Source organism: Rhodopirellula halodulae (genome assembly GCF_020966775.1).
In the GTDB taxonomy this organism is placed as follows: Bacteria; Planctomycetota; Planctomycetia; order Pirellulales; family Pirellulaceae; genus Rhodopirellula; species Rhodopirellula halodulae.
Genome location: NZ_JAJKFV010000011.1, coordinates 626,425 through 650,871, shown reverse-complemented (window position 1 = coordinate 650,871; position 24,447 = coordinate 626,425). Strand labels below are relative to the sequence as shown.

General features: G+C 57.3%; 29 protein-coding genes and 1 other RNA gene. 19 read left to right on the top strand and 11 right to left on the bottom strand.

Translation table 11 applies throughout. The features are described 5' to 3' along the window. Positions 1–7 precede the first annotated feature (7 nt). Together LOC70_RS11115 and LOC70_RS11110 are read left to right on the top strand one after the other, a co-directional pair. A complete protein-coding gene (locus tag LOC70_RS11115; protein WP_230253621.1) occupies positions 8–2,275 on the top strand; it encodes a bifunctional DNA primase/polymerase in 2,268 nt (755 codons plus the stop codon). A 389-nt stretch (positions 2,276–2,664) separates the two neighbouring features. After that, positions 2,665–3,975 (top strand): DNA modification methylase, encoded by a 1,311-nt coding sequence (locus LOC70_RS11110; RefSeq protein WP_230253620.1) that lies wholly within the window; start codon positions 2,665–2,667, stop codon positions 3,973–3,975. Here LOC70_RS11110 and LOC70_RS11105 read toward each other — a convergent pair whose 3' ends face one another. The 11 genes from LOC70_RS11105 to LOC70_RS11055 form a co-directional block, all read right to left on the bottom strand. Then, positions 3,976–4,296, bottom strand: a complete 321-nt coding sequence (locus LOC70_RS11105) for a hypothetical protein (RefSeq protein WP_146439923.1) — start codon at positions 4,294–4,296, stop codon at positions 3,976–3,978. It lies immediately after the preceding gene. Between the two features lie 12 nt (positions 4,297–4,308). Then, positions 4,309–4,524, bottom strand: a complete 216-nt coding sequence (locus tag LOC70_RS11100) for a DUF4314 domain-containing protein (protein ID WP_146439922.1) — start codon at positions 4,522–4,524, stop codon at positions 4,309–4,311. 11 nt (positions 4,525–4,535) lie between these two features. Then, a complete protein-coding gene (locus tag LOC70_RS11095; RefSeq protein WP_146439921.1) occupies positions 4,536–4,769 on the bottom strand; it encodes a hypothetical protein in 234 nt (77 codons plus the stop codon). Beyond that, positions 4,766–4,948, bottom strand: coding sequence for a hypothetical protein (locus LOC70_RS11090; RefSeq protein WP_146439920.1), 183 nt, complete (start codon positions 4,946–4,948; stop codon positions 4,766–4,768). The genes LOC70_RS11095 and LOC70_RS11090 overlap by 4 nt, the downstream gene beginning before the upstream one ends. A 241-nt stretch (positions 4,949–5,189) precedes the next feature. Continuing rightward, positions 5,190–5,423, bottom strand: coding sequence for a hypothetical protein (locus LOC70_RS11085; RefSeq protein WP_146439919.1), 234 nt, complete (start codon positions 5,421–5,423; stop codon positions 5,190–5,192). Between the two features lie 9 nt (positions 5,424–5,432). Next, positions 5,433–5,912 (bottom strand): winged helix-turn-helix domain-containing protein, encoded by a 480-nt coding sequence (locus tag LOC70_RS11080; RefSeq protein WP_197203823.1) that lies wholly within the window; start codon positions 5,910–5,912, stop codon positions 5,433–5,435. Positions 5,913–5,941: 29 nt separating this feature from the next. Continuing rightward, positions 5,942–6,003: hammerhead ribozyme type II (locus tag LOC70_RS11075), an RNA gene on the bottom strand. Between the two features lie 59 nt (positions 6,004–6,062). After that, positions 6,063–6,308, bottom strand: coding sequence for a hypothetical protein (locus LOC70_RS11070; protein WP_230253619.1), 246 nt, complete (start codon positions 6,306–6,308; stop codon positions 6,063–6,065). A gap of 288 nt (positions 6,309–6,596) precedes the next feature. Next, positions 6,597–6,806, bottom strand: coding sequence for a hypothetical protein (locus LOC70_RS11065; protein WP_146439916.1), 210 nt, complete (start codon positions 6,804–6,806; stop codon positions 6,597–6,599). 132 nt (positions 6,807–6,938) lie between these two features. Next, positions 6,939–7,214 (bottom strand): hypothetical protein, encoded by a 276-nt coding sequence (locus LOC70_RS11060; RefSeq protein WP_230253618.1) that lies wholly within the window; start codon positions 7,212–7,214, stop codon positions 6,939–6,941. A 289-nt stretch (positions 7,215–7,503) separates the two neighbouring features. Beyond that, positions 7,504–8,406: an amidoligase family protein gene (locus tag LOC70_RS11055; protein WP_230253617.1), complete on the bottom strand. Its 903-nt coding sequence runs from the start codon at positions 8,404–8,406 to the stop codon at positions 7,504–7,506. Positions 8,407–8,497: 91 nt separating this feature from the next. Here LOC70_RS11055 and LOC70_RS11050 point away from each other — a divergent pair, with 91 nt between their 5' ends. From LOC70_RS11050 to LOC70_RS10970, 17 genes are all read left to right on the top strand, one after another. Then, positions 8,498–8,815, top strand: a complete 318-nt coding sequence (locus tag LOC70_RS11050) for a hypothetical protein (protein ID WP_230253616.1) — start codon at positions 8,498–8,500, stop codon at positions 8,813–8,815. A gap of 61 nt (positions 8,816–8,876) precedes the next feature. Continuing rightward, a complete protein-coding gene (locus LOC70_RS24480; RefSeq protein WP_230253615.1) occupies positions 8,877–11,072 on the top strand; it encodes a terminase gpA endonuclease subunit in 2,196 nt (731 codons plus the stop codon). A 91-nt stretch (positions 11,073–11,163) separates the two neighbouring features. Beyond that, on the top strand, positions 11,164–11,361 hold the full coding sequence (locus LOC70_RS11040; protein WP_230253614.1) for a hypothetical protein: 198 nt from the start codon (positions 11,164–11,166) through the stop codon (positions 11,359–11,361). 63 nt (positions 11,362–11,424) lie between these two features. Continuing rightward, a complete protein-coding gene (locus tag LOC70_RS11035; protein WP_230253613.1) occupies positions 11,425–12,918 on the top strand; it encodes a phage portal protein in 1,494 nt (497 codons plus the stop codon). Beyond that, positions 12,890–14,905 carry a phage major capsid protein gene (locus LOC70_RS11030; protein ID WP_145295043.1) on the top strand — a complete coding sequence of 672 codons (2,016 nt, stop codon included), beginning with the start codon at positions 12,890–12,892 and terminating at the stop codon, positions 14,903–14,905. Before LOC70_RS11035 ends, LOC70_RS11030 begins: the two co-directional genes overlap by 29 nt. 48 nt (positions 14,906–14,953) lie before the next feature. Next, positions 14,954–15,283: a DUF2190 family protein gene (locus LOC70_RS11025; protein ID WP_146439909.1), complete on the top strand. Its 330-nt coding sequence runs from the start codon at positions 14,954–14,956 to the stop codon at positions 15,281–15,283. Between the two features lie 9 nt (positions 15,284–15,292). Further along, positions 15,293–15,643, top strand: coding sequence for a DUF2190 family protein (locus LOC70_RS11020; protein WP_230253612.1), 351 nt, complete (start codon positions 15,293–15,295; stop codon positions 15,641–15,643). A gap of 23 nt (positions 15,644–15,666) precedes the next feature. Further along, positions 15,667–16,278 (top strand): hypothetical protein, encoded by a 612-nt coding sequence (locus LOC70_RS11015; protein ID WP_146536989.1) that lies wholly within the window; start codon positions 15,667–15,669, stop codon positions 16,276–16,278. After that, a complete protein-coding gene (locus tag LOC70_RS11010) occupies positions 16,268–17,278 on the top strand; it encodes a hypothetical protein (protein WP_230253611.1) in 1,011 nt (336 codons plus the stop codon). Before LOC70_RS11015 ends, LOC70_RS11010 begins: the two co-directional genes overlap by 11 nt. A gap of 5 nt (positions 17,279–17,283) precedes the next feature. Continuing rightward, on the top strand, positions 17,284–17,562 hold the full coding sequence (locus tag LOC70_RS11005; protein WP_145295056.1) for a hypothetical protein: 279 nt from the start codon (positions 17,284–17,286) through the stop codon (positions 17,560–17,562). Positions 17,563–17,567: 5 nt separating this feature from the next. Then, positions 17,568–17,939 (top strand): hypothetical protein, encoded by a 372-nt coding sequence (locus LOC70_RS11000; RefSeq protein WP_449252304.1) that lies wholly within the window; start codon positions 17,568–17,570, stop codon positions 17,937–17,939. Beyond that, the gene (locus LOC70_RS10995) at positions 17,936–18,379 is read left to right on the top strand and encodes a hypothetical protein (protein ID WP_145295060.1); all 444 of its coding nucleotides are present in this window, start codon (positions 17,936–17,938) and stop codon (positions 18,377–18,379) included. Before LOC70_RS11000 ends, LOC70_RS10995 begins: the two co-directional genes overlap by 4 nt. Then, positions 18,376–18,933, top strand: a complete 558-nt coding sequence (locus LOC70_RS10990) for a hypothetical protein (RefSeq protein WP_145295063.1) — start codon at positions 18,376–18,378, stop codon at positions 18,931–18,933. Before LOC70_RS10995 ends, LOC70_RS10990 begins: the two co-directional genes overlap by 4 nt. A 27-nt stretch (positions 18,934–18,960) precedes the next feature. Beyond that, positions 18,961–19,374, top strand: coding sequence for a hypothetical protein (locus LOC70_RS10985; RefSeq protein WP_146439901.1), 414 nt, complete (start codon positions 18,961–18,963; stop codon positions 19,372–19,374). Positions 19,375–19,396: 22 nt separating this feature from the next. Further along, positions 19,397–19,897, top strand: coding sequence for a hypothetical protein (locus LOC70_RS10980; protein WP_146439900.1), 501 nt, complete (start codon positions 19,397–19,399; stop codon positions 19,895–19,897). A gap of 238 nt (positions 19,898–20,135) precedes the next feature. After that, on the top strand, positions 20,136–23,354 hold the full coding sequence (locus LOC70_RS10975; protein ID WP_230253610.1) for a phage tail tape measure protein: 3,219 nt from the start codon (positions 20,136–20,138) through the stop codon (positions 23,352–23,354). After that, complete coding sequence (locus tag LOC70_RS10970; RefSeq protein WP_146439898.1) at positions 23,354–24,145, top strand: hypothetical protein; 792 nt, start codon at positions 23,354–23,356, stop codon at positions 24,143–24,145. The genes LOC70_RS10975 and LOC70_RS10970 overlap by 1 nt, the downstream gene beginning before the upstream one ends. Positions 24,146–24,447 lie beyond the last annotated feature (302 nt).

Genomic DNA, 24,447 nt, shown 5'->3' with positions numbered 1-24,447 from the left:
AGCCGATGTGCGGGAACAAGTTGCGATTTATCGCCAGCGTGGCTGGTACTGCGTGCCGCTGCGCCCTCGGTCAAAGTCGCCGTCGCGCCGTGACTGGACCAAGTTGCGATTGAAGCCCGAAGCGTTTCCCGAGAACAGCAATATCGGCATCATTCTCGGCGAGCCATCCGGTTGGATCGTGGACGTCGATCTCGATTGCGCCGAAGCGATCGAACTGGCCGATCAATATCTGCCACCGACTGTGGCAGTAACTGGCCGGCCGTCGGCACCCCGTTCGCATCGTTGGTACATCGCGGCTGGCGCGACCACGGAAAAGCACCAAGACCCCAACGACGGTTCGATGATCGTCGAGCTGCGATCCACCGGAACTCAAACCGTTGTCGGCCCCAGCATCCATCCCGAAGGCGAACCTTACGATGTCCTCGACAATGAACCCGCAACCGTTCCTGCGCCCATGTTGGCTGCGTGCGTGAAAGCTCTGGCTGACGCCGTGATCGTCAAACGTGGCTTAAGCTTCCAGCTTGCGAACCCTGTAACATCGCAGGCTGGAAGCCTACGCCACGCGGGCAACGATGTCGAAACCCGAGCCATTGCCTACTTGAACGCCATGCCGCCAGCGATTGCGGGCAGCAGCGGTCACTCGCAAACGTTCGCCGCCGCGACCGCTCTCGTTCATGGCTTCGGCATCGAACCGGATCGTGCCCTGGCGATTCTCGCGGCGGACTACAACCCTCGATGTTCGCCGCCCTGGTCCGATCGCGAACTGCAACACAAAATCAACCAAGCCGCCACTAAATCTCACGACCGGCCGTTTGGTTGGCTCCGCGATGACGGTCCGATGGAAACGGCAAGCGAAGTCGATCTGTCTGGGTTCATGACGAAACCGAAGATGACGGTTTCCGAAGACGCAAAGCCATCGTCCAAGTTCACGGGAATCGCGGATCCTGGGATGTTGCCCGAGCGGCTGTTTGAAGTTCCCGGATTCGTTCGCCGCGTCATGGACTTCTCGCTCGCCAACGCGCCTTACCCGAATATCGGCCTTGCCTTTTGCGGCGCGATGGCGTTGCAGTCGTTTCTGGCCGGTCGCAAAGTCGCCACGGCCGGTGATCTTCGTACGAATCTCTACCTGCTCGCGCTCGCTGGCAGCGGAACCGGTAAAGAATTCCCTCGAAAGGTCAATTCGCAAGTCTTGTTTCAGATCGGCGAGGCGAATTCGATCGGTGACAAGTTCGCATCCGGCGAAGGGATCCAGGACGCCCTGGTTCGCAGCGGACGCATGCTGTTTCAAAACGACGAAATGGATGGCGTTCTGCGGCAGATTAATCTCGACCGTGAGAACAGCCGCGAATCGATTCCGAACATTTTGCTGACGCTCTACACATCCGCCGGCGATGTCTATCCGATCCGCGTGAAGGCGAATCAGAAAGAGGCAATCCATGTCGATCAGCCGCACCTGACGCTGTTCGGCACCGCGACGCCTCAATACTTCTACGAGTCGTTATCGAAGCGAATGTTGACCAACGGGTTCTTTGCCCGGCTGAATATCATCGACGTCGGCAAGCGTGGCAAAGGGCAAACGCCCGGATCGGCAAGAGACGTTCCCGAGGAGGTTTTGGAGATCGCGAAGTGGTGGGCGGATTTCGAGCCGGGCACTGGCAATTTCATGAAGTTCCATCCCAAACCGCTGCGTGTAGCGTTCACGCCCGAAGCGGAGACCGCAATCACGCAGTTGCGTGAACAAACCGAGGTGGAATACGACAAGGCCGACGACGCTGGGGACGAGGTGGCTCGTGCCGCATGGAGCCGGACGTGTGAGCATGCCAAGAAGCTGGCGTTGATCTACGCGGTCAGCGAAAACCATCTTCAGCCCACGATCAAAATTGATGCCGTGCGTTGGGCCAGCGAGTTTTCGCTGCACCAAACCCGCCGGCAGCTCTACCTCGCATCGGTTCACGTCGCCGAGAACCCGTTTCACGCTGAGTGCTTGAAATTCAAGAAACGTCTCGCCGACCGACCCAACTACACCATGGCTCGCCGTGAAATGATGCGTTCGATGACGTTGAAGGCAAGCGACTTCGATCAAATCGTACAAACGCTGATGCAGCAAGAAGACATCGAACCGGTCACGATCGAAACGCGAACCAAACCGGCGTCGGGCTATCGCCTCACCACGGTGCCCGATCTGCCCAAACAATCCGTCAGCCAATCCGTCAGCGATGATGCGGACGATTCTGACGTGTTGGCGACCAATGCGAACGATTTAGGCCTGGAATGATCGAATCTGTCAGCAAACGTCAGAGAGTCAAACTGACGGATTAGCTGACGGTTTTGGTACGCGGAAACCCAACGATATACGAATAAAAACACTCTCTCTCCTAATGCGTCAGCGTGTCAGTCCCACTCGCCCGCGATACACGTTTGCACGCATGAGGGGGCTGTCTGACGGATTCATTCATGACGCTTCTCAACGCGTAGGTACTCCCGGCCGATCCGTTCTCTAGTCAGGGCCGCGGGAACAGCAGCCTTATTAGGCACAGTTAGTTTCGGCTGTCCGAACGAAAATTCACGTCCGTCCGAACGCATCGGATCCCCAACCAACCACCCATCAAACCAACGACCGACCCAACCCTTCCCGTTTCATTCTCTCGCCTTGGAAGGGCAAACATGCAGGTCGAAATGTGGTCGCTTGATCGAATCAAGCCTTACGAGAACAATCCTCGCATCAATGACGACGCCGTTGATGCCGTCATCCTCTCGATCAACGAGTTCGGGTTTCGCCAGCCGATCGTGGTCGATACCGACGGTGTCATTATCGTCGGCCATACACGGTTCAAGGCGGCGAAAAAACTCGGACTCGCCGAAGTCCCCGTTCACATCGCGACGGACCTCGAACCTGAAGCGGTAAAAGCGTACCGGATCGCCGACAACCGGACTGGCGAGAACGCGCAGTGGGACTACGACCTGTTGCCCTTGGAAATCGGCGGATTACAAGAATCAGGTTTTGATGTTGAGTTGCTCGGTTTCGACGATGATGAACTCGCCAAGCTGCTCGATCCCGGTGTAACGCAGGGTTTGACGGATCCAGACGACATCCCCGAACCGCCAGACGAAGCGATCACGCAGCGCGGCGACATTTGGATCCTCGGCGACCATCGACTGATGTGTGGTGACTCGACCAGCGTCGAAGACCTCGATCGTCTGCTCTCCGGCGCGAAGATTCACCTTTGCAATACCGATCCACCGTACAACGTGAAGGTGGAACCTCGCAGCAAGAATGCGATCGCGGCCGGCAATTCGTCGTTCGAGGCTGGCAAGGGCAAGACGAAGGAAGGCCCGAAGAAGATGCGGGCCAAGGATCGGCCGCTTGCGAATGACTTTGTGTCCGACGAAGAGTTCGACCGATTGTTGAAAGCGTGGTTTGGCAACATCACTCGCGTGCTCGAACCCGGCCGTTGCTTTTACATCTGGGGTGGCTTCTCCAACATCGCCAACTACCCGCCGGTCCTGGCCGCAGCCGGTTTGTATTTTTCCCAGGCCATCATCTGGGACAAGCAACACCCCGTGATGACCCGCAAAGACTTCATGGGGGCACATGAATGGGCGTTCTATGGATGGAAAGAAGGTGCTGGTCACAAATTCTTTGGGCCAAACAACGCGACGGACCTGTGGCACGTCAAGAAGATCGCTCCGCAGAAGCTCGAACACCTCACCGGCAAGCCCGCCGAACTCGCGGTTTTGGCGATGCAATACTCGTCGCGGAAAGGCGAGAACGTGCTCGACTTGTTTGGCGGCAGTGGCTCGACGCTGATCGGCGCGGAGCAGACGGGGCGCAAGGCATTCTTGATGGAACTCGATCCGCCGTACTGCGACGTGATCGTTGATCGCTACCAACGCTTCACCGGCAAGAAAGCAATCCTCGAACGGACCGGCGAATCGCCGATCCCAGTTGGAGCACGCGAGGAGAACATGCGGTGACTAGAGTTCCTTGCACGACCAAGCTCCGTCGTCAAAGACATAGACGAATCGAGCGCCGCAATTTCTCGCGAAATCAATCAGCGAGTCGTTGGTCGGCAACTTGGCCGGCGGATCACCGTCTGAGAATCGTTCGGCCTCGCCGGTCTCGCGGTTCAGGCATCGAAGGTCGCCGTGGGAGACGAGTTCCTCGGCGGCGGTTTGAGTTTGGTAGCTTTGCATCAGAATTTCTCCGGTGTGTTCGGGGTAACCGTCGTAATGAAGGTAGACCGCTGCGTATGTTCGGTCGGCGCGGCGGACTGCGATCGTCGCTCGTGTGGACATGGTGGTTGCTCCTTAGTTCGTTTGGCCGGCCGGCAGTCGCTCGACGACGTCCGGTGGAATGGAAAGCATCAGCGACCGGCCGTTGTCCCAGTCGACATCGACCTGCGTCCAATCGCTTTGTGGATAAGCGCCGGCCACCGTTCCGGTGGTGCCGGCGGGAATCGGATCGGGGTCGTCGGTCATCGAAATCAGCCGCACGCGATCGCCCGCCTTGAGATTCGTTTTCATCGTTTTGTTTCCTAGTTGCGAGCGTTGTTGGTTTCGTCGACCAGCGCGGCAACTTCCGAAAGCTGAGCGTTGACCAAGTTCAACGCTCGTACGTGCGTCCATCGCAAAGCCTTGTTGTCCGGCCGAATCATTCGGTCGAGTTGCAACTCGATGTGTTGCAAGAGATCGCGGGCAATCTGGTGAGCGTTTTCGTAAGCCGGTGCGGGTTGGATTGGCTGAGCGTTAAGCGTTTGAACCTTGTTCATTTCTGGTCTCCTTTCTCGTTGAGATAGATTTCGGTGCCGTTTTCGAGTTCAACCTTGGCCGCGCCAGCGCGTTTCGCATCGGCGACGATCATTTGAACTGACAAGGGTTCTTCGACTTCGATTCGCCGGCCGTCGGCGAATACAACAGCCGATCGCATTCGCTGCGGTTGCATCTTCATTTCGTTTCTCCGTTCGTGTTGTTTGAAAAACCGTTCGTACAACCACACATGAGCCATTGGTTTGCCAACACATCAAGCGAAGTCCACGAAACATTCCAAAACTTCAACATGTTTTTCGCCGGAGTGCGTTGGGCCACGACGTTGCCGCGTGTCGCGTGACTCGGGTGCGCCGCGTGGTTACGGCCGTCACGACGAAACGCCCGTACGCTACGAACGTCGGGCGTTGTCGGCGGCGTTCGGACTAGAAGCCGAGCGGCACCAAAACGTGGGCGTTCTTGCCCGTGACCGCAAACTCTTCGCAGGCCGTTGTCCTCGCAAAGATCGCGTCTCCGCGGCGGACCACATATTCCACAACACCAGCTTCAAAGTTTTCGCCGGCGATCGACCGCAGTTCGTATCCCATGTCGGGTTCCGGAGGTGCGGTTTCGCCTTCGGCCAAGTCATTTACCTGGCGGACGTCGCAAATGAACTTCATCGCTTCGCCCTATGCTCTCGCCGTGAACCGACCACGTTCCGTTTTGACGAAGCGACTTTCATCGCCGCGTTTCATGTCTCGCAGGATCGCCGAGTAAAGCGTCGCGTGCGGCGTCTTACCGCCAGGGCTTTCCCACAACCCAGCTTCGGTCATCGCGGCGATCATCTCTTGCGCGTTCATCGGTTCGCCGCTATCAGCCAGGACCTTCAACGCCGCTTTCACGCACGAGAGCTTCTTTTCACCGCCCGTGGTTTCCTCCGTCTTTTTCGCGACTCGTTTCCTGACCCGCGTTTTCGTTGCCGGCGTCTCAGTAGCCCGCGCCGAACCCTTCAACCGGCCGGCCGTCTTGATTCGCACTTTCTTTCCCGTCGAGAGGTTTGTTGCGTCCCATCCTCCACTTCGGTTCTCTGCGTCAATACGCACCGTCACTTTCTTGTTGGTGACCGTTGCGAAGTATTCTCCACCGATCTTTACGTCTGCCTTCTTCATCGTTCGTTCTCCGTTTGGACTTCGTTCGTGGTTGGCTGCCATCGTCAGGCCGCGGGAACCACCCGCGACAACGCCCGTTTGCGTTTCGGCTTCCGTCCTTGCGAGTCGCGCCGCGGTTCCGTCCGCGGCGGTTGTTGTGCGGCCGGCGGGTTAAACAACCCCGCCAAGAAGGCTCTTGTTGAGCCGTTCGAGCATCTCGCAAAAGATGTAGTGCTCTTCCAAAAGCGGGCCGTCCGGTCCCAGGTCCGCGTCAGCCTTTTCAAGGGCGTCGACCAAGGGACGAAGCTCCTCGGCGATCTTGTAATACGACTGACGAATCTCCTGATACGTTTCGGGGTCGAGCTTTCGCATCTCGGTGCGAAGAGCGGCGACCTTCGCTTTTTTCGTTTCGTTCATGGCCATGGTTTTGTCTCTCGTGAAAAGGGTTTTGAAAACGTTTTGCCGTTTGGCGTTAACACACATGAGCCATGCATCTGGAAACAGCTCAAGCGATTCTCGGCAGTAATTCTCAGTCTTTTGCGATGTTTTCAAGTTCCGCGGACGTTTGCGTTTGTGGCCCGGAAAGAGATGTCGGCATGGTTTGCTGCTTGTTGGCAACAGCTCGCGACACGGGCCAACGTCGGCGGCGATTCAACGAAAAACGGCCGCGCTGTCGAGCGCGGCCGAAAGGTTGCGGGCGAGAATCTATTCGCCGGCCGGAGCAACGAAGTCTTTCAATTCCTTGAGCCGTTCGGAAAGGTGTTGAAGCGAACCGACGTGTTCCCAATTGATGGGATGGTCGGCATCGGGGGCCGGCATGTCTTCGACGATTTGGTGAAGGTCTTCGAGCAAGGTCAAAGCCCGGACATGCGCGGTGGTGTAAGCGTCTTCGACTCGAGCGGTGTTCTTTGCCATGGTTGGGGCTCCGTTGTTGGAAAAGGGAAAAGCGTCTGCGTTGACACACATGAGCCATGCGATTTCAGACACAGCAAGCGGAGTTCGGGAAAGTTTTTGAATGTTTCCCGAACTCGCTTTCGCTTGCCGCGTTTAGCAATCGCGGCACGTTTCCCAGGCCCGCTTGCTGCCGTAGCAAATCTGGCCTCCTTCGACGATGTAGACGATCGCGTCTTCGGCGACGTCTTGGTCATCGAAGTACTCGCTGGGGTCGTCTTCGCTGGCTTCATTCATCTCCGTGCCGCTCGTGATTCCGGTAATCCGGTTTTCGAAGGGCCAGTTCTCTTGCGTCATCAAGCGCACTTCGGCGTCCGGTCCATGTTCGTCGCGGTATTCTTCGAGCAATCCGATCAGTTGGTCGATGGTCATGTTTGTGTCTCCGTTTGGGTGAATGAAAAAGCCGTTTCGTATGACCACACATGAGCCATGCGTTTCAAAACACATCAAGCGAAGCCAGCCAGCAATTCGCAGTCTTTTTGAATGTTTCTCGATCTCGCCGACGTGGCCCGAAACTGCGGCGTCTGTCGCGTTGCAAAACAGTGGCCCGCTATTAGTCACATACGCCGTTGACGCGACACGATGTACACGTGCCCCCGCAAAACCAAAGAAACGCCGCGAGATACATCGCGGCGTTGGAGGGGCGGAAGGCCGTCCGCGGTTAGACCGCCTGGTCGTATTTGCGGGCCAACTCAAGAAGCTTCTTTTTGACTGGCTTCCAGTCGCAGGTTTGTTCGGCGGAGGAAAGTTCGCCGAAGCGTTTGTTGCGAAGTTCGCCCTTGTACCAACCCTTGGTCCATCCGAGGCGGTAGAAGAGCCGGTTGAGTTCCGTTTCGCCGTGGCCGGCATCCGGTCGGTCCCAGCAACTCTTCGTGCCAGGCTTCTTGGCGTAATCCCATCCGCTGCAGCGTTTCGTATTGAGGGCGAGTTCTACCAAGCCCAAAATCATTTGGATGTATCCGATCAGTTTCGTCTTGTTGAGCGTTCCGGCGAAGGCCCGAATCTCGATTCGGTTTCGGCCGGCGGCCAGGTGCGTGAGGTTGAGAAGGTGGTAGCGGTCTCGTTCGCAGCGGGTCTTCGCGGCGTCTTTATTGCCGTAGCTTTTGATTTGCTTTGCCCAGTGGGTTCGTTCGCGGCGTTTGGTGCCGGTCGAAGCGTAGATGGCTCGTTCGTGGTTCGCGATCAGCGAAATCAGTCGGGCCAAGGCCGCGGCGTCGCCGTTCCAGGAAACCGTTACGTGCAGGCCGCAAGATTCGTTAACCCGTGCGCCGCGTTCTTTGATCGCGTCCACCGCGGTCTCTACGTTGGCGAGTCCTTCGTAGCCGCGAAGAACCGGAGATACAAACTCGCATGGTTTGCGTCCGGCCGGCGTGCGGATGCTGCCGTCGCGCTCTGCTTTCCAACCCGCGGGCAGCCAAGCGACCGGCAATCCGTTGTGGTATCCACCGATCGGCGTGCGGTCGGTGCCAGGCATGTGGGTTTCGATTTCGATACCGAAGGCGATGTCGTTGGCGTTCATTCGTGTGTCTCCAAAAGGCGTGTAATTCGTTTCGTTGACACACATGAGCCATGCGTTTCGAGACACCTCAAGCGAAGTCCGGAAGTAATGTTTCAGTAATTCCCAGGTTTCTTTTCACCCGCGCACGCCGCCAGTTTTGGCCCAACGTCGCCGGCCCAAACATGCGGCCGACGATGCCAAACATGCAAACAAACGCGACAGCCGCCAACGTGTGCGGCGAGTTGCGAACCAACCCACGGATCCCGACATGGAAGGCAAACGAGAGAATGTTGACCCGACCAAACTTTCGGTCGAGCAACTTTCGAAGTTGTTGAGCAACGCGTACCGCCAGCGCGTTCCAGAGGAACAAATCGCCGCCGATCTAGAAGCCGGCGCACCGACAAACGTTGATGGCACGATCAACCTGGTCGTCTACACCGCTTGGCTCTTACAGGAGATGCACCGTGGCGACTGACCCGCGACGAATGAAACCGAGCGAGTGCTGCAGGACGCTCAATAGCACGCCGTTCGGTGAGGTGATCAACGAACGCCAGCTCTATCGCTATCGAACGCGAGCTGGAAATCGCATCGGAGACGGAACGCATGTTGACCTCCTCCGCTTCACCGCTTGGCTAGTCGAAGAACGCCATCGTCCGAAGCCGCCGGCCGACGAGGATCCGTACGGCAAGGTCAAAGACAAAGCCCGCGCCCGCAATGCAGCGATCGCATTGGCCGGTCGCGACATCGGTGACTTGCCAGTGATCGAGGATCCGCGGCGAAAAGCGAAGGCCGCCAGTAGTTTTCGATACTTTTGCGAAGCCTATTTCTCGCTGACGTTTCATCTGCAATGGTCGCCGGATCACTTGAAGGTGATTGAGCGCATCGAAGAAGCGGTCGTTCGTGGTGGTCTGTTCTCACTCGCGATGGCTCGCGGTAGTGGAAAAAGTTCGCTGGCCGAGGTTGCGTGCATCTGGGCAGTGCTAAACGGTTACCGAGATTTCGTATGTTTGATCGGCAGCGACGAAGGCCACGCATGCGACATGCTCGACTCGATCAAAACGGAACTCGATGCCAATGAAATTTTGTTGGCCGACTACCCGGAAGTCTGCTTTCCAATTCAGGCGTTGGACGGAATCTCAAACCGAGCCAACGGGCAGCTCTATCAAGGCAAACGCACGCAAATTGGATGGACGGCGAAAGAAGTTGTCCTGCCAACCATCGCTAACAGCAAAGCGAGCGGTGCGATCATCAAAGTTGCCGGCCTGACCGGACGCATTCGTGGAATGAAGTTCAAGCGGCCCGATGGACGAACGGTTCGACCTTCGTTGGTCGTGCTCGATGACCCGCAAACGGACGAGTCGGCTCGTTCGCTTTCGCAATGTGCCAACCGCGAAGCGATCCTCGCCGGCGCGGTGCTCGGACTCGCCGGCCCAGGTAAAAAGATCTCGGGCATCATGCCCTGCACGGTCATTCGTCCCGGCGACATGGCCGACAACATTCTCGATCGCGACAAACATCCGGAATGGAACGGTGCGCGAACGCGAATGGTGAACTCATTTCCAACAAATGAAACGCTATGGGAACGCTACGCGGAAATCCGTGCCGAAGGTTTGCGAGCCGGCGACGGCGGCGCGGCCGGAACCGAGTTCTATCGCGAGAACCGGCGGGCGATGGACGAGGGTGCCGATGTCGCGTGGAAAGAACGTTTCAATCACGACGAGCTGTCCGCGATCCAGCACGCAATGAATTTGAAGCTACAAGACGAAGCGGCATTCTTCGCGGAGTATCAGAATGAACCACTGCCGGAAGAACGCGTCGATGCCGACCAACTTACGGCCGAGCAGGTCGCTGGCAAAATCAACGGACTCGAACGACGCTGCGTTCCGATTTCGGCGAACCATCTCACTGCGTTTATCGACGTGCAGCAAAAACTCTTGTTCTTTGTGGTCGCCGCATGGGAAGACGATTTCACGGGCTACGTTCTCGACTACGGGGCGTATCCCGACCAGAGCCGAGCGTACTACACGCTTCGCGATGCACGCCACACGCTGGCAACCGCTGCGGACGGCACAGGACTCGAAGGCAGTATCTATGCCGGGCTCGAATCGCTCACCGAAGATTTGCTTGGTCGTGAATGGCAACGTGACGATGGTGCGGCAATGAAGATTGGGCGGTGCTTGATCGACGCCAACTGGGGACACTCCACGAACGTGGTCTATCAATTCTGTCGGCAAAGCCCACATGCTTCGATCCTATTGCCTTCGCACGGACGTTTCGTCGGTGCGTCCTCGAATCCATTCAGCGAATACAAACGCCGCCCCGGTGACCGCGTTGGTTTGAACTGGCGAATCCCCAGTGTCCACGGGAAACGTGCAATTCGCCACATCATCTACGACACGAATTGGTGGAAGTCATTCACGCACGCGAGGCTCGCTGTCGCGATGGGCGATCGTGGTTGCCTGTCCGTTTACGGCAACCAAGCCGAAACGCATCGAATGTTCGCCGAACAAATCACCGCCGAATACTTCATCAAAACAGAAGGCCGCGGTCGGACTGTTGACGAATGGAAAGCCCGACCCGAACAGCCCGATAACCACTGGCTCGACTGCCTCGTTGGTTGTGCCGTCGCCGCTTCGATGCAAGGCGCGCTGTTGTTTGGCACCGATGTGGAACCAACTCGCCGACGCGAGCGAGTCAGTTTCAAAGAGCTGCAAAAACGAAAACGGAACTAAATCAAGCCTTTCTCAATATTCGCGTACAAGTCTCGCCTCCTACGGCATAGGTAACCAGGGATGAAGCAATGTTTCTAATCAAAAGCAAACCATGCCTGAAGAGTTGAAAGATGTAATCCGTGAAAACGCTGCGGGGCTTGCGAAGGCTTCGGGGGATGCGGGGTCGGTTGAGCAGCACAAGCTGACGGAGCAGATTGCTGCGGACAAGCATCTCGCTGGCAAGGGCGCGGTTCGCAAACCCAATCGCGGTTTGCGTTTTAACAAGATCGTGCCGCCTTCGGCTGGCTGATCTTTCTTTTCGGTTCGCGATGAGCACAGGGCTGCCGGGGACGGCAATAGGATTACAACACGGATGTTGAAGCGTTTGTCAGGGATTATCGAGCAAGCATGGCGCGGCGGAGCTTCCCGCTCTTCATCCGCGCCGGGACGCTCGCCCCGGCAGCCCTTCTTTTCGCGGCTTCGTGCGAAGTACGACGCCGCGAATACGACGCTCGACAACATGAAACATTGGGCGCGAGCCGATGGTTTGTCGTCCGCTGCAGCGAATAGCCCCGATGTGCGTCGAACACTTCGCAATCGGTCGCGATACGAGGTTGCAAATAACAGTTACGCCCGCGGGATCACGCTGACCCTCGCCAATGACGTGGTTGGCACAGGGCCGCGACTGCAAATGCTAACGCCAGATGATGCGGCGAATCGTTTCGTTGAAGCGGAGTTTTTCGCTTGGGCCGAGGCAGTTGGGCTTGCAGAAAAACTACGGACGATGCGACTCGCCCGCGTTTCGGATGGCGAATCGTTTGGTTTGCTGACCAGCAACGAACGCGTCGACGCGACTGTGAAGCTCGACGTGCGATTGATCGAAGCCGACCAAGTGGCCTCGCCGACGTTGGTAGCGGACCGAACACGATACATCGACGGAATCCAGTTTGATACCGACGGAAACCCGCTCAGCTACGACGTGCTTCGCGAACATCCTGGCGATGTTACGTTTACGATCGACGAAGAGTTTGACACGGTGCCGGCCACCGCGGTGCTTCACTACTTCCGCTGCGATCGGCCGGGTCAGATTCGCGGTATTCCCGATATCACGCCGGCGTTGCCTCTATTCGCACAACTTCGTCGCTTCACACTTGCAGTACTTGCGGCTGCCGAAACCGCGGCTGACTTTGCCGGCATCCTCTACACGGACGCGCCGGCCAATGGCGAAGCCGACGCGGCCGAACCATTCGAGCCGATCGAACTTGAGAAGCGCATGCTGCTCACGATGCCCGGTGGCTGGAAGATGGCTCAAATGAGGTCGGAGCAACCTTCGACCACCTACGCAGAGTTCAAGAAAGAGATCCTCAACGAAATCGCTCGTTGTTTGAACATGCCCTTCAACGTCGCTGCCGGAAATTCTTCGGGCTACAACTACGCGAGTGGGCGTCTCGATCATCAAACCTACTTCAAGTCGATCCGTGTTGAGCAAACCCAACTCGCTCGCGTCGTTCTGGATCGCGTTTTGAGTGCTTGGCTTCGCGAAGCCATTCTCATCGAGGGCTATCTGCCCAACTCGCTTCGCACGCTCGATTCGACGTTCGAGCACCAATGGTTTTGGGATGGTCACGAGCATGTGGATCCCGCCAAAGAAGCCAATGCCCAGAAGATCCGTCTCTCGAATCATACGACCACTCTGGCCATCGAATTTGCGCGGCAGGGGCGTGATTGGGAGACGGAACTCAAACAGCGTGCCAAAGAAGTGTCGCTGATGCGTGAGCTTGGTCTGTCGGCCAGCGATGAAACTGAAACCAATCCCTCAACGAAGGTCACGGAAGACAATGCCGAAGACACAGCACGCGCCGCTTGAAGCCGACGCTGAATCCGTCCCTAGTTCGCTGCGAATCGTTTGTGATGACGCCGCGACGATCACGCTCGCCGCGGCCGAAACGCCAGAAGAAGGCAAGCCGTCGCTGCGTAAGTTTTCGATGACCGCGTACACCGGCGGTGCGATGCGGTTGGGCGGTTGGCCATATCCGGTTGTCGTTGACTTGGCTGGCATGCGAGTGACTCGCAAGTCGCGACCGATCTTGAAAGACCACGATCGGGGCAGCATTGTCGGACATACAGACGACATTGCGATCACCGACAAGTCGCTCGAAGTCGCCGGCGTCATTTCCGGTGTCGGTGCGACCGCGCAGGAAGTGATCGCGACCAGTGAGAACGGATTCCCTTGGCAAGCATCGCTGGGGGCGAGTGCCGACAAGGTTGTCTTCATCCCAGAAGGCAAGACGGCGAACGCCAACGGTCGCGAGATCAAAGGGCCAGTCTATGTCGCTCGCAAGTCCACGCTGGGCGAGGTTTCGTTCGTCGCTTTGGGTGCTGACGACGACACCGAGGCTCGCGTCGCTGCCGAAAACTACGCCGACGGTGATGACCCCAGCGACACGGATGAAGACACCGACGACCTCGAACCCGTCAACGCAAGCTTGAACATGAGCACGAAGCCAAAGTCCGGAAGCAAAACAGCCACCGCTTCACCGGTGAATGACATGCGAGCTGAGGCCGCGGCGGAATCCCGTCGCATCGCAGGTATTCGCAAAGTCTGTGCGGGCAATCACGCCGATATCGAAGCCGACGCGATCGAGCAAGGCTGGTCCACCACCAAAACGGAACTCGCCGTGCTGAGAAGCGAACGCCCCAAGGCTCCCGAACAGACGCAAAACTCACCACGCTACAGTCGCGAGGTCCTCGAAGCTGCCGCCTGTCTGTCGGTCGGCATCGAAGAAAAAACGCTGCTGGCCAGCTATGGCGAAAAGACGCTCAACGCCGCCAACCCGCTACGTCACATCGGCTTGCGTGAACTCGTCGCCGAGTGCGCTCGGATGGAAGGCATCGACGTGCCTCGCGTCTTTGGCGATGGTACGGCAACCATTCGAGCGGGTTTCAGTTCCATGAGTCTACCCAGCATCATGGAAAACGTCATGAACAAGACGTTGCTGGCCGCCTATCAAAACACGCCGATCGCCGCGTTCGATCTTTGCAGCGTCGGAACCGTCACCGATTTTAAGGAGGTGGCTCGATACCGTTTGCTTGGCACTGGCGGGTTTGAGCAGGTTGCTCCCGATGGCGAATTGAAACACGGCAAACTGTCCGAACAGAAGTACTCGAACAAGGCTGACACCTACGGTCAGATCCTTACGCTGACCCGGCACGACATCATCAACGATGACCTGTCAGCGTTCATGGATATCCCGCGGCAAATGGGACGATCGGGTGCGGAGTCCATCGACGACTTGTTCTTCACACTGCTGCTCAAGAACGCTGGCTTCTTCTCGTCCGCCAACGCCAACTTGTTGCAGGGAGCGGACACTAAGTTCGGCCCGGATGCACTGACCGTTGCCAAGACAACCTTCCGCAAGCAGAAAGCTGGTCCTGGCGGCAAGCCCAAAGATCAAAAGCCGATTAACATCCGGCCTGAGTACTTGGTTGTGCCGGTGGAGTTGGAAACTGAAGCTGAACTGTTGATGGGTTCGTCGCAGCTAATGATCGACGCGCAAGGGTCGCCGACAAAAATTCCTGTCGACAACCCTCACCGCAACAAGTACCGGATCATCAGCACGCCACATCTGTCGGACAGCTACTACCCCGGTGCCAGTGCTGCAGCGTGGTATCTCTTCGCCAATCCGCAGGTGCTGCCTGCGTTCGAGATCGTGTTTCTGAACGGTCGTCGAACGCCGATCATCGAGCGAGTCGAGATGCCTCCGAACACGCTTGGCATGGGCTTCCGGTCTTACATCGACTTCGGTGTGAACTCTCAAGACCACCGAGCCGCTGTGAAAGTCGCTGGCGAGTGATCGCCTGCTGACGTCGACCTTCTTCTTTCACCGTAAACACAAAGTCCCATGCAAGCTCAATTCATTCACGACGGAAAACAAGTCGACTTCACACCCGACGTCGATGTCCCTGTTGGATCAATCGTCATTCAAGGTGATTTGGTAGGCATCACCAAACGTGATCTGAAAGCCGATGTACTCGGCTCGATCGCCGTGGAAGGCGTGTTCGACATGCCCAAAGACCCGGCTGATGCGGAGACCTACACCGCTGGACAAAAGATTTACGCAACCACCGACGGGATCGTCACTGAAGTGCCCGATGGATCGGTGTTACTCGGCAAGGTCGTTGCTGACGCCGCGCCGACCGACAACTTCGTTCGCGTTCGCCTGAGCCAGTGATGACCACCTGTGAGCAACCCCATCATCGCACCCGTCGGGGCGATTTACGTCCACGAGGGCGTGACGGTCCCGATCGTTTCCGACGTTGAGATTCCCGCCGGCAATGTCGTTGTCCTTGGAAAGCTGGTCGGCGTCGCCAAGTTTGGCATCTGTGCCAACTCTCGCGGCAGCATCACGGTTGCTGGCGTATTCGATTTGGTGAAAGACCCGACAACCAACATCCCGGCGGGCACCATTCTTTATTGGTCCAAGATCAGTCACCACGTCATCAAGAACGCTTACGCACACTCGATGATCGGTATCGCGGTTGAAGACGCGCCACCGAGTTCGCTGACCGTCAAAGTGAAACTGCTTCAGTAACCATCCCAACACGAGGTCCTCGCATGGAAGCGAAACTGCGCACGCTTGTCGTCGCATGCTTGCTGCTGATTTGCACGGGCTGTTTGCCGGAGGGCGATGTTCAAGTCCGCTCGCTGCCGGCACCTCCGCCCGAACAACCGATCGCCAATCTTCCCACTCAGTTGCATCAACGAAATTGGACGGGGCGTCTCAACCAAGGTAGCTGTGTTCACGCGTCGCTGGTGAATCACCTTCGCTGGCTCAACGAGTTTGAACTCGGCGAGCGCTGGCGGGCGACCTACAGCGACGGTGAATGGGATTCACGATTACGAAACCGACTTGATGCTGCCGACATCGACTACAGCTACACCGTCAAAGCGGATCCTCGTTTCCTTGACTGGGCAACGGCGACGCGGCGCGGCGCGATTCTGTGGTGGAAGCCAGCCCACTGCTGCACCTTCGTCGGTTGGGTCAATCGCGACGGCCGGCAATACGCAGCCATTCTCGACAACAACTATCCCGGCCGATTTGAACTCACACCGCGTGAACAGTTCGTGCGTCTTTGGGCCGGCTACGGCGGGTTCGCCCTGACGGTGATGGAAGACCCCGCCAGTTCCTTGCCATATCGAAGCTACGAGGTCATTGATGAAAGATGAAATCCGAATCCGGCTGAGCGTCGGCCTGATTGTAGTCGCAGTGCTGCATGCGGTGATGCTCGGAGTGGTGTTCACGGCATTGCACCGAACACCGGCAGTCGACACGAGCGAATCCTGGCAATTGCCGCCGGCACAACCAACCAGCGAGGTTGGATCGCGAATCCAACAGTTGCCGCAACCTTCGCGTGTCAACTTGGAAGCACAGGGCGAGCTGAAACAGCAGTCTGGTTACTGCCCGCCCTGTCCGCCGAACACGATTCCCGCTGCGGAGCCGCATCGAATTGTGCAGCCCTATCGTGTGGTGCCAACAGCTCCAACGGTTCCAGCTCCGATCATCGTCACCCCCGCGTCGAGCAGCACGCGACCCGCGACGCCGCCCGAACAAGCGAAGAATCGCTATCAAATCGCCTTGTTCGTTGCCAGTGACGCCAAAAGCCAGCGTCTGCTTGACTGGTTCAACACGGACCCAAACCTGGTGAAGTTGAAGTCGAAGTGTGCATTTCAGGTCTACACTGAATCCAATGCACTGTACCGAACGCGATATGCGGACATTGTCCCGGCAAATCAATTCCCTGTGGTGCTATTCCAGGACTCGACAGGCGGACATGTTCATGCGGCCGGTCACACCATGTTGCCGTCAACTGCTCGTGAACTCTTCGACGATCTGCGTCACGGATACGAACTCTATCAACAAACGCGGCAGGCCCAACGAACCGGCGCGCTAAAGACGCGAGGCTATTCCTGGGACGCTGCGATCTCACCAACGATGCAGCTTTCGTCCGAAGACTGCCCCGATGGTTACTGCCCTATCGAACCCGTCGACAACACTTGGCGGCCGTTCGATCGGGATCGTGACGGCGACCGCGATCGACTCTTCGACCGAGACTCTAGTGGTCGCAACGCATTGATTTGGGCGGGAGCCGGTGAATTGGCCACCCTCGCGTTGATCTTTGTGGCGGTTCTGTTGCTCGGATTCATTCTCATCAAACGAGGCCTGTAAAACTCATGATTCTTGGAATTGCAACCGTCGTCGTCCTGGTCTTGGTCGCGTTTGCGATTTTGCCGGCGAAAAAGCGAGATCGCGACGCATCGACCCCGAACTTCGTTCAGTCCTTCACACGGCCAGCGAACTTTCGGCAACAGCAGCTTAGCGAAGAAGCAGAGGCGATCGCTGACGAATATCAACGTCGAGCTGATGAAGCCTGGCGTGAAGAGCTTGGCGCAAAGGCAACCGTCTTGTTTCAGACCAAAACGACAGCAGCATCGAAGCCCCGTAAATCGTGAGTGACATGCTGCATCGAGGCCAGTCTTGGTTAGCTGCAAAGCTGACCAAACATGCCTCGCGAGACGTGGTGTACCAGCGTGACGAAGTTTCCGTCGAACTGTCCGCCACGATTGGCAAATCAGAATACGAACAGGACGACGGCGAAGGCGTCATCACGCGTGCTCAAGTTCGAGACTTTCTGATTAACACGAAGGACTTGCTGCAATCCGACATCGGCACCTGGCCTCGCCGCGGCGATCGCATCCTCGAAACCGACGGTGACACGACATTCGTTTACGAGCTGATGTCAATTGGCAACGAGCCACCTTGGCGATACAGCGATCCATTCCGCGTCAAACTCCGCATCCACACCAAACTGGTTGACACGATCACATGACAGCAACGCCTGCAACCGTCATTCAAATTGCCGAAAGCGTCGTCGCGGAAATCAACACCGGCGACTTTAGCAAGACCAACCTCTCCGCTCAGCGACTCTACGTTCCCAACTTCGATCTCGAGGACATGAAGGAACTGCGAGTCACGGTTGTGCCTCGCGAGGTGGAATACCTCCCGCTCGATCGAGGATCGAACAAATACCATGCCACGATCGACGTCGCCGTCCAAAAGAAGTTCAGCAAGGGCGATGCCAAGGAAATTGACCCATTGGTGTTCTTTGTCGAAGAACTGGCCGACTACTTCAGGCTCAAACGACTCAATTCGTTCGTGGCAGCCCGCTGCGTTAAGGTCGAGAACTCAGTCCTGTACTCCTCCGAGCACTGGACCCAGTTCAATCAATTCACGAGCCTACTGACGTTGACGTTTGAGCTGGCGAAATGATGCACATCAGGGCTCGCGTGCGATTCACACCGGCCCAACTGAAAAAGAAGGTCAACCAAGCGACCTTCAAAAGCATGAATCATGCGGCCGGCACCATCCGGATGACCGCCAAACGATCGATCCGCAAACGCAAGAAACCATCCAACCCAGGATCGCCGCCCAGTTCACCGACTGGAATGCTACGTCGTGTGCTTCGCTACGAAGTCAATCGGGATCGCGGCGAGGCAGTCATTGGCCCAGTCAACGAGATTGCCGGCCGGCTGTGGAACCTGCATGAGTTCGGTGGCGTTGTCACGAAGCGACGCAAACTGAAACGCCATCGGTTTCGCGTTGGCGAATTCGGGCCGATCCGTGCAAAACAGCCCGGCAAGTTTGCCCGCATCAAACTGCTAACGATCGCCCAAGCCAGCCGAGCCACACGACTAATAGAAGAAGAGAACGAACGCCGCGGAGCCAGTAAACCACGCCGCTATCCCGCACGCCCGTTCATGAAACCTGCCCTCATTGCCAATCAAGCACGCCTGCCAAAGTTCTGGCGTGACTCGGTCAAATAGTCTCTCGACCACGGATGGAATCGAAACATGTCAGCAGAAGTGAAACTCGGTCTCGATGCCGTCCTGACGATCGACGGTGCCGAGATCAAGAACGTCAAGGATTTGACGGTCAATCTCGAGAAGGCCGAAGCCGACGCATCGACTCGTGACAACAACGGCTGGCGAGCCACAGTCGGCACTCTAAAAGACGCGTCGATCGAATTCACGGTGCTCAACAAGAACGGCGACACCGCGTTTGGGATGCTGCAAGGACTGTGGAGTAGCGGAACGCCGACTGACGTTGGCATTTCGGATGCTGGTGGTTCGCTGACACTGACCTGTGAAGTCATGAACTTCAATGTCAATCAAAACCTCGAAGAAGTGGTGTCGGCCGACGTCACCTTGAAGCCAACCCAATCTTCGTCTGGCAGCGGCATGAACGTTGGTGGCGGAACGCCCTAAGTAATCCTCGGAACGGAACTCCATGCAGAAATTCATTGATCGTCGCGGTCGGGTTTGGATCGTCGACATCGACAACACCACGCTTCGCCGCGTCAAAGCACTCACTGACGTGCGACTGCTCGATGCGATCGACGGCGACCTTGTCACACGGCTTTCCAGCGATCCTCTCTTGCTCGGTGACGTGTTGTTTGCAATCTGCAAGCCGCAAGCCGATCAACAAGACGTTGACGACGAAGCGTTCGCCGAGGGATTGGCCGGTGACTCGATCGACGAAGCGTGCAAGGCGTTGGTGGATGCGTTGGTCGCGTATTTCCCGGAGTCCCGACGCCGTCTTCTGCGGAAGGCGGCCGACAAGCAGAAGATGATCGAGATGCGGGGATTGGAAGCGATCGAGAAGCGGCTGGACGATCCCAATCTGGTGGACCGGATTGTGGAGGACCTGGAACGCAAGCTCGCGGTGCCGACATTGAGCGACTCATCATCCGACTCGCGGGCATCATCGGAGTCGATCCCGGACCACTGACGCTTCGGCAACTCGTCCAAATGGCTGAAGCGAAACGCCAGCACGATTGGCACATCGCATCGAGCGTGATGGCACTCACTGCCGAGATCAATCGCGATCGCAAGCGTCGACGAAAACCGTTCAAGCCCGATGACTTCAATCCCTACACGGTCACTCGACCGGTTCCGGTGAAAGCCACTGTTGAACAAGTCGCCCATTTGCTCGGCGCAATCTTCCAACCCCGTGAGAACGAGTCTCCATGTCCCAAGTCCGAGCCGGATCCGCCTATGTCGAATTGCTGACCAAGGATTCAGCATTCGTCAAAGGTCTGCGGTCGGCTCAGAAGCGATTGGAATCATTCGGTGCATCGACGCGGTTGCTCGGCACCAAACTGATGGGGCTCGGCGCGGCTGCCGCCACACCACTGGCCGGCAGCGTCGCAATCTTCTCCAACTTCGACGATGCCATGCGTGGCGTTGCTGCGATCACGCAAGCGACTGGATCTCAGCTTGAATCGCTTCGCAATACGGCAAAGAAGCTCGGAGCAACCACCAGTTACTCCGCCAGCGAAGTCGCATCATTGATGACCGAACTCGGTCGCGCAGGTTTCAAGCCGGAGCAGATCGAGAAGATGACGGCCGCCGTGATGAATATGGCCCGCGCAACTGGCACGGACGCGACTCAGGCATCCGGCATCATGGCAGCAACAATTCGTCAGTTCGGGATGGAAGCCGGCGAAGCGACGCGAGTGGCCGATGGACTGACCGCTGCAGCGAACAAGTCGTTCAACACGGTGGAATCTCTCGGCGAAGCCTTGTCCTATGCCGGCCCCGTCGCTGCCGATGCGAACATGAGTCTCGAAGAGACACTCGCGATCCTCGGTACGCTCGGAAATATGGGCATCCAGGGTTCATCGGCTGGCAACGCAATGCGCCGCCTGCTGACGATCAGTGCCGCCGAAAGCGAGAAATTCAAAACCACCTTTGGCGTCACGACCAAGGATGCGAAAGGCAACGGCCGATCACTCGTTGACGTTCTCGGCGAAGTCGCCGCTGCAACCGAGAAGATGGGAACGGCGGAAAAGGCTGAGAAACTGAACGAGGTGTTCGGACTGCTGGGCATCACCGCTGCCAGCTCTATTGGCAAGAGTGTCGCCGATACCCGCGAGTTGTATTCCGAGCTAAAAAAGGCCGGCGGGATCGCCGGCAAGACTGCTGAGGAAATGGAAGGCGGACTCGGTGGAGCGTTCCGAATCCTGAAATCTTCGATCGAAGGCGTCGCGATTGCGATCGGTGAATCACTCGAAGGCAGCGTCACGACGATGGTGCAAGCCTTCAGTCGCGCCGCGTCAGGTGTGATCGAGTGGATCAACAAGAATCAAAAGATTGTCAAAATCGCCGCCGCGAGTGCCATCGCGATCTTCACGATTGGCGCGGCATTGTTCGCACTTGGATCGTTCGCCGCGGTTGCATCATTCGCGGTTGGCGGACTCGCAACCATTTTCTCATTCATCGGAGCGTCGATCGGCATCATCGTCTCAGCGGTCGGAATGTTGTTCACGCCACTTGGTCTTGTTGTGGCAGCCGTCGCCGCGCTCGGTGGCTATTTCCTCTACTCCACAGGCATCGCCGGCCAGGCGGTCGAGTATCTCAAAGGTCTATTTGAAACACTCAAGGCCGACACCCTCGCCGCCTTTGGTGCGATTGCCAACGCACTAGCTGCTGGTGACATCACTGCGGCGACCGATGTGTTGTGGACTTACTTGAAACTGCAATGGGTCACAGGGACGACCTACATCAAGGGCATTTGGGCCGACTTCACTCAATACATCTCTGACGTGTGGGCCGACTCCGCCTACGCGATCGGGGATGTTCTGATTAGTGCCTTGTCTGGGCTCGCTGGCGTATGGAACAGTACCCTCGGATTCATGGCCGATGGCTGGACGATCCTCACGTCCGCCGTGCAAAAAGGCTGGAACAACACGATTGGATTCCTCAAGAAGGGATTCCTCAAACTTCACGAACTCGTTGACATTGCGGGCGACGTATCGGTGCAGATCGGCGGAGTGCTCATCAACGCATTGGCCGGCGTCGAGAATGCTTGGGTCGAAACCGTCGATTACCTTGTCGACACTTGGACCGTGTTCGTTGGTCAAGTGAAGTCGATGTGGAACTCGACCGTGGGGTTCCTCAAAAAGGCGTGGATCAAACTCAAAGGCCTGTTTGACGATGACATCAACGTCGATGTCGAAATGGCGAAGATCGACGCCGATACTCAAGCGGCCGATGCTGCCGAGGAGCAACAGCGTCAGCAAGCGATCATCGAGCGTCAGCGTCGCCGTTCAAAACGCAAGGAGCAGATCGAAGCGAACCGAGTTGAGATGCAGAAAGGCATCGCTTCGCAACTCGAAGAACGCCGCAAGGCTCGCGAAGGTACGGACATCGACTCCGACATGCGGGCGATCGACAACGAGACCGATGCGAAGAATGCAGTTGTCGACAAATCCAAGGAACAACAATTCCGCGAAAACGATGCGGCGCAGTCGAATCGTCAACAAATCATCGACGACACAACCGTCGGAGTGCAACGCACGCTCGATCAGATGCGAGTGGAAGCGAAAGCGGCACGCGAAGCAGGTCGGCCAAACGTTGAAGATCGCAACAAGGAACGCGACGATCAAATCACAACGGCACAGGCCGAGTTCGATGCTGCGGTGGAACGAGCCAACAACGCGACGGCCCCTTCCGATGCTGAGCCGAAACCCGACCAGGCCGCTCCGCCGGAATCACCAGTCGCTCCGCCCAAGATGCCCGAGCCTGGCGCAGTCGATATTCCCAAGGTCGATCTCCCCGGCATCGACGACCCCGAGTTGCAGACCCCCAACGCGAAAGACCTCCGTCTCGACCTGGATCCAAACGCCCAGGCAGCGATGGACCAGTTCGCTGACGGTCCGGAAACCGATCGAACCGAAGTCGCTGGCAATTTTGATGCGCGCGGCTTGGGTCTCGGCAGTGGAGCTTCGACGATTCCGCAACAGGCTCCCGAGCCACTGAAGAAGTTGGAGCCCATTGCCGCTGAGGACGATCCCGTCGAGGTCATCTTCGCGCCGCAGTTGAGGTTGGAACCTGAACAAGTCGACGATCAAAACGTAAACGGCGAGCAAAACAACGAGGTCGTCGCCGAGAACCCAGTCGACGTTCCGTTGGATCTACCAGAGCTTTCAGGGCAGCCCAATCCGATCGAGATGGAATCCCCGCCGACGCTCGACGTTGCCGCGATCACCGAAGCATTCGCATCCGTTGGTCGTTCCCTCGCTGCGTTTGACTCGGCAATCTCCAACAGCACGTCGCAATTGCAATTGCCTGCGATGTCGGGCGGTGAGTTCAGCGAGGACATGAAACGTGCAATCATCCAGACTGCTGAGAACACTCGACGTCTTGTTGAGCGTTCGCAGTCGGGAGGGTTGGTGTTTAGCTGATGTCAATCTCCACCGGTGGATACGACTTTGAGGTTGCGGCTCTGTCCGAAAAGGCGTCGCGAGGAAAATTACACTCCGACTTCACCTCTTACGTTGCGACGAACGGCGGGGCTGTCGATCCGGCCGCCGCTGCGAGTGCTTTGTATCAGTACTACAAGGCAAATCACAAGGAATTGATCCCGTATCTGCAAATTGATTCGGAGTACATCAACCAAAAGCACGCTTTGGTCAGCGTCACAATCAACAAGACCAAACTCGATCCGGTTTCGTTCAGTACAACGGGAGCGACAACCCATCTGAATCAGTCATTGCAGACTCGAGGCATCTACTCCGCGCCGGGAATCGCGGCACCTGTCTATCACGGAGCGATTGGCGTCAGCGATTCCGGCGTCGCCGGCGTCGACATCACCGTCCCCGCGTTTGAATTCTCCGTTCGCAAGAAGTTCGAGTTCGTCTCGACGGCATATCTGCTTGCAATGGTCTCGATGACCGGCCGCGTTAACTCGGGTGCGTGGTCGATCTTCTCTCCCGGTGAAGCGTTGTTTCTTGGCGGCGAAGGTGGCGAGGATGAACAGAACTGGGTCGATGTAACTTACCACTTCGCCGCTCGTCCGAACGAGTTCGCGATGACGGTTGGCAACATCACCGGAATCACCAAGCAGGGTTGGGACTACCTATGGGTAAAACACGGCGAGAAAGTGGTCGGCGATCGTGTGCTGCAAGTTCCTGAGGCAGCGTACGTTGAACAGGTCTATCACGGAGGAAACTTCAACGTGTTGGGGATCAGCTAATGACCCGACGCGTGAAACCAGGCGATCAGTTTTCGATCACCGCCGCTGAATACAACCGATTGCTTGTCGCTGCCGAAGCCGCGCATCGCAATCGACTGCCGGGCGGAGGTGGTCCTCGCACGCATTTGCGAAACGCCGCAACCGTTCGCGTTCACAACCTATCGGCAACCACAGTTCCGATTGGCGGAATCGTCGGCTTTGAGTCGCCGCTGACCGATCCGACCGTCGGGCCAATGGAACTGGCCCGCTTTGTTCGCGACGCAACGATCGAGTGCGTGCGCCCGACCGAGGATGAACACACA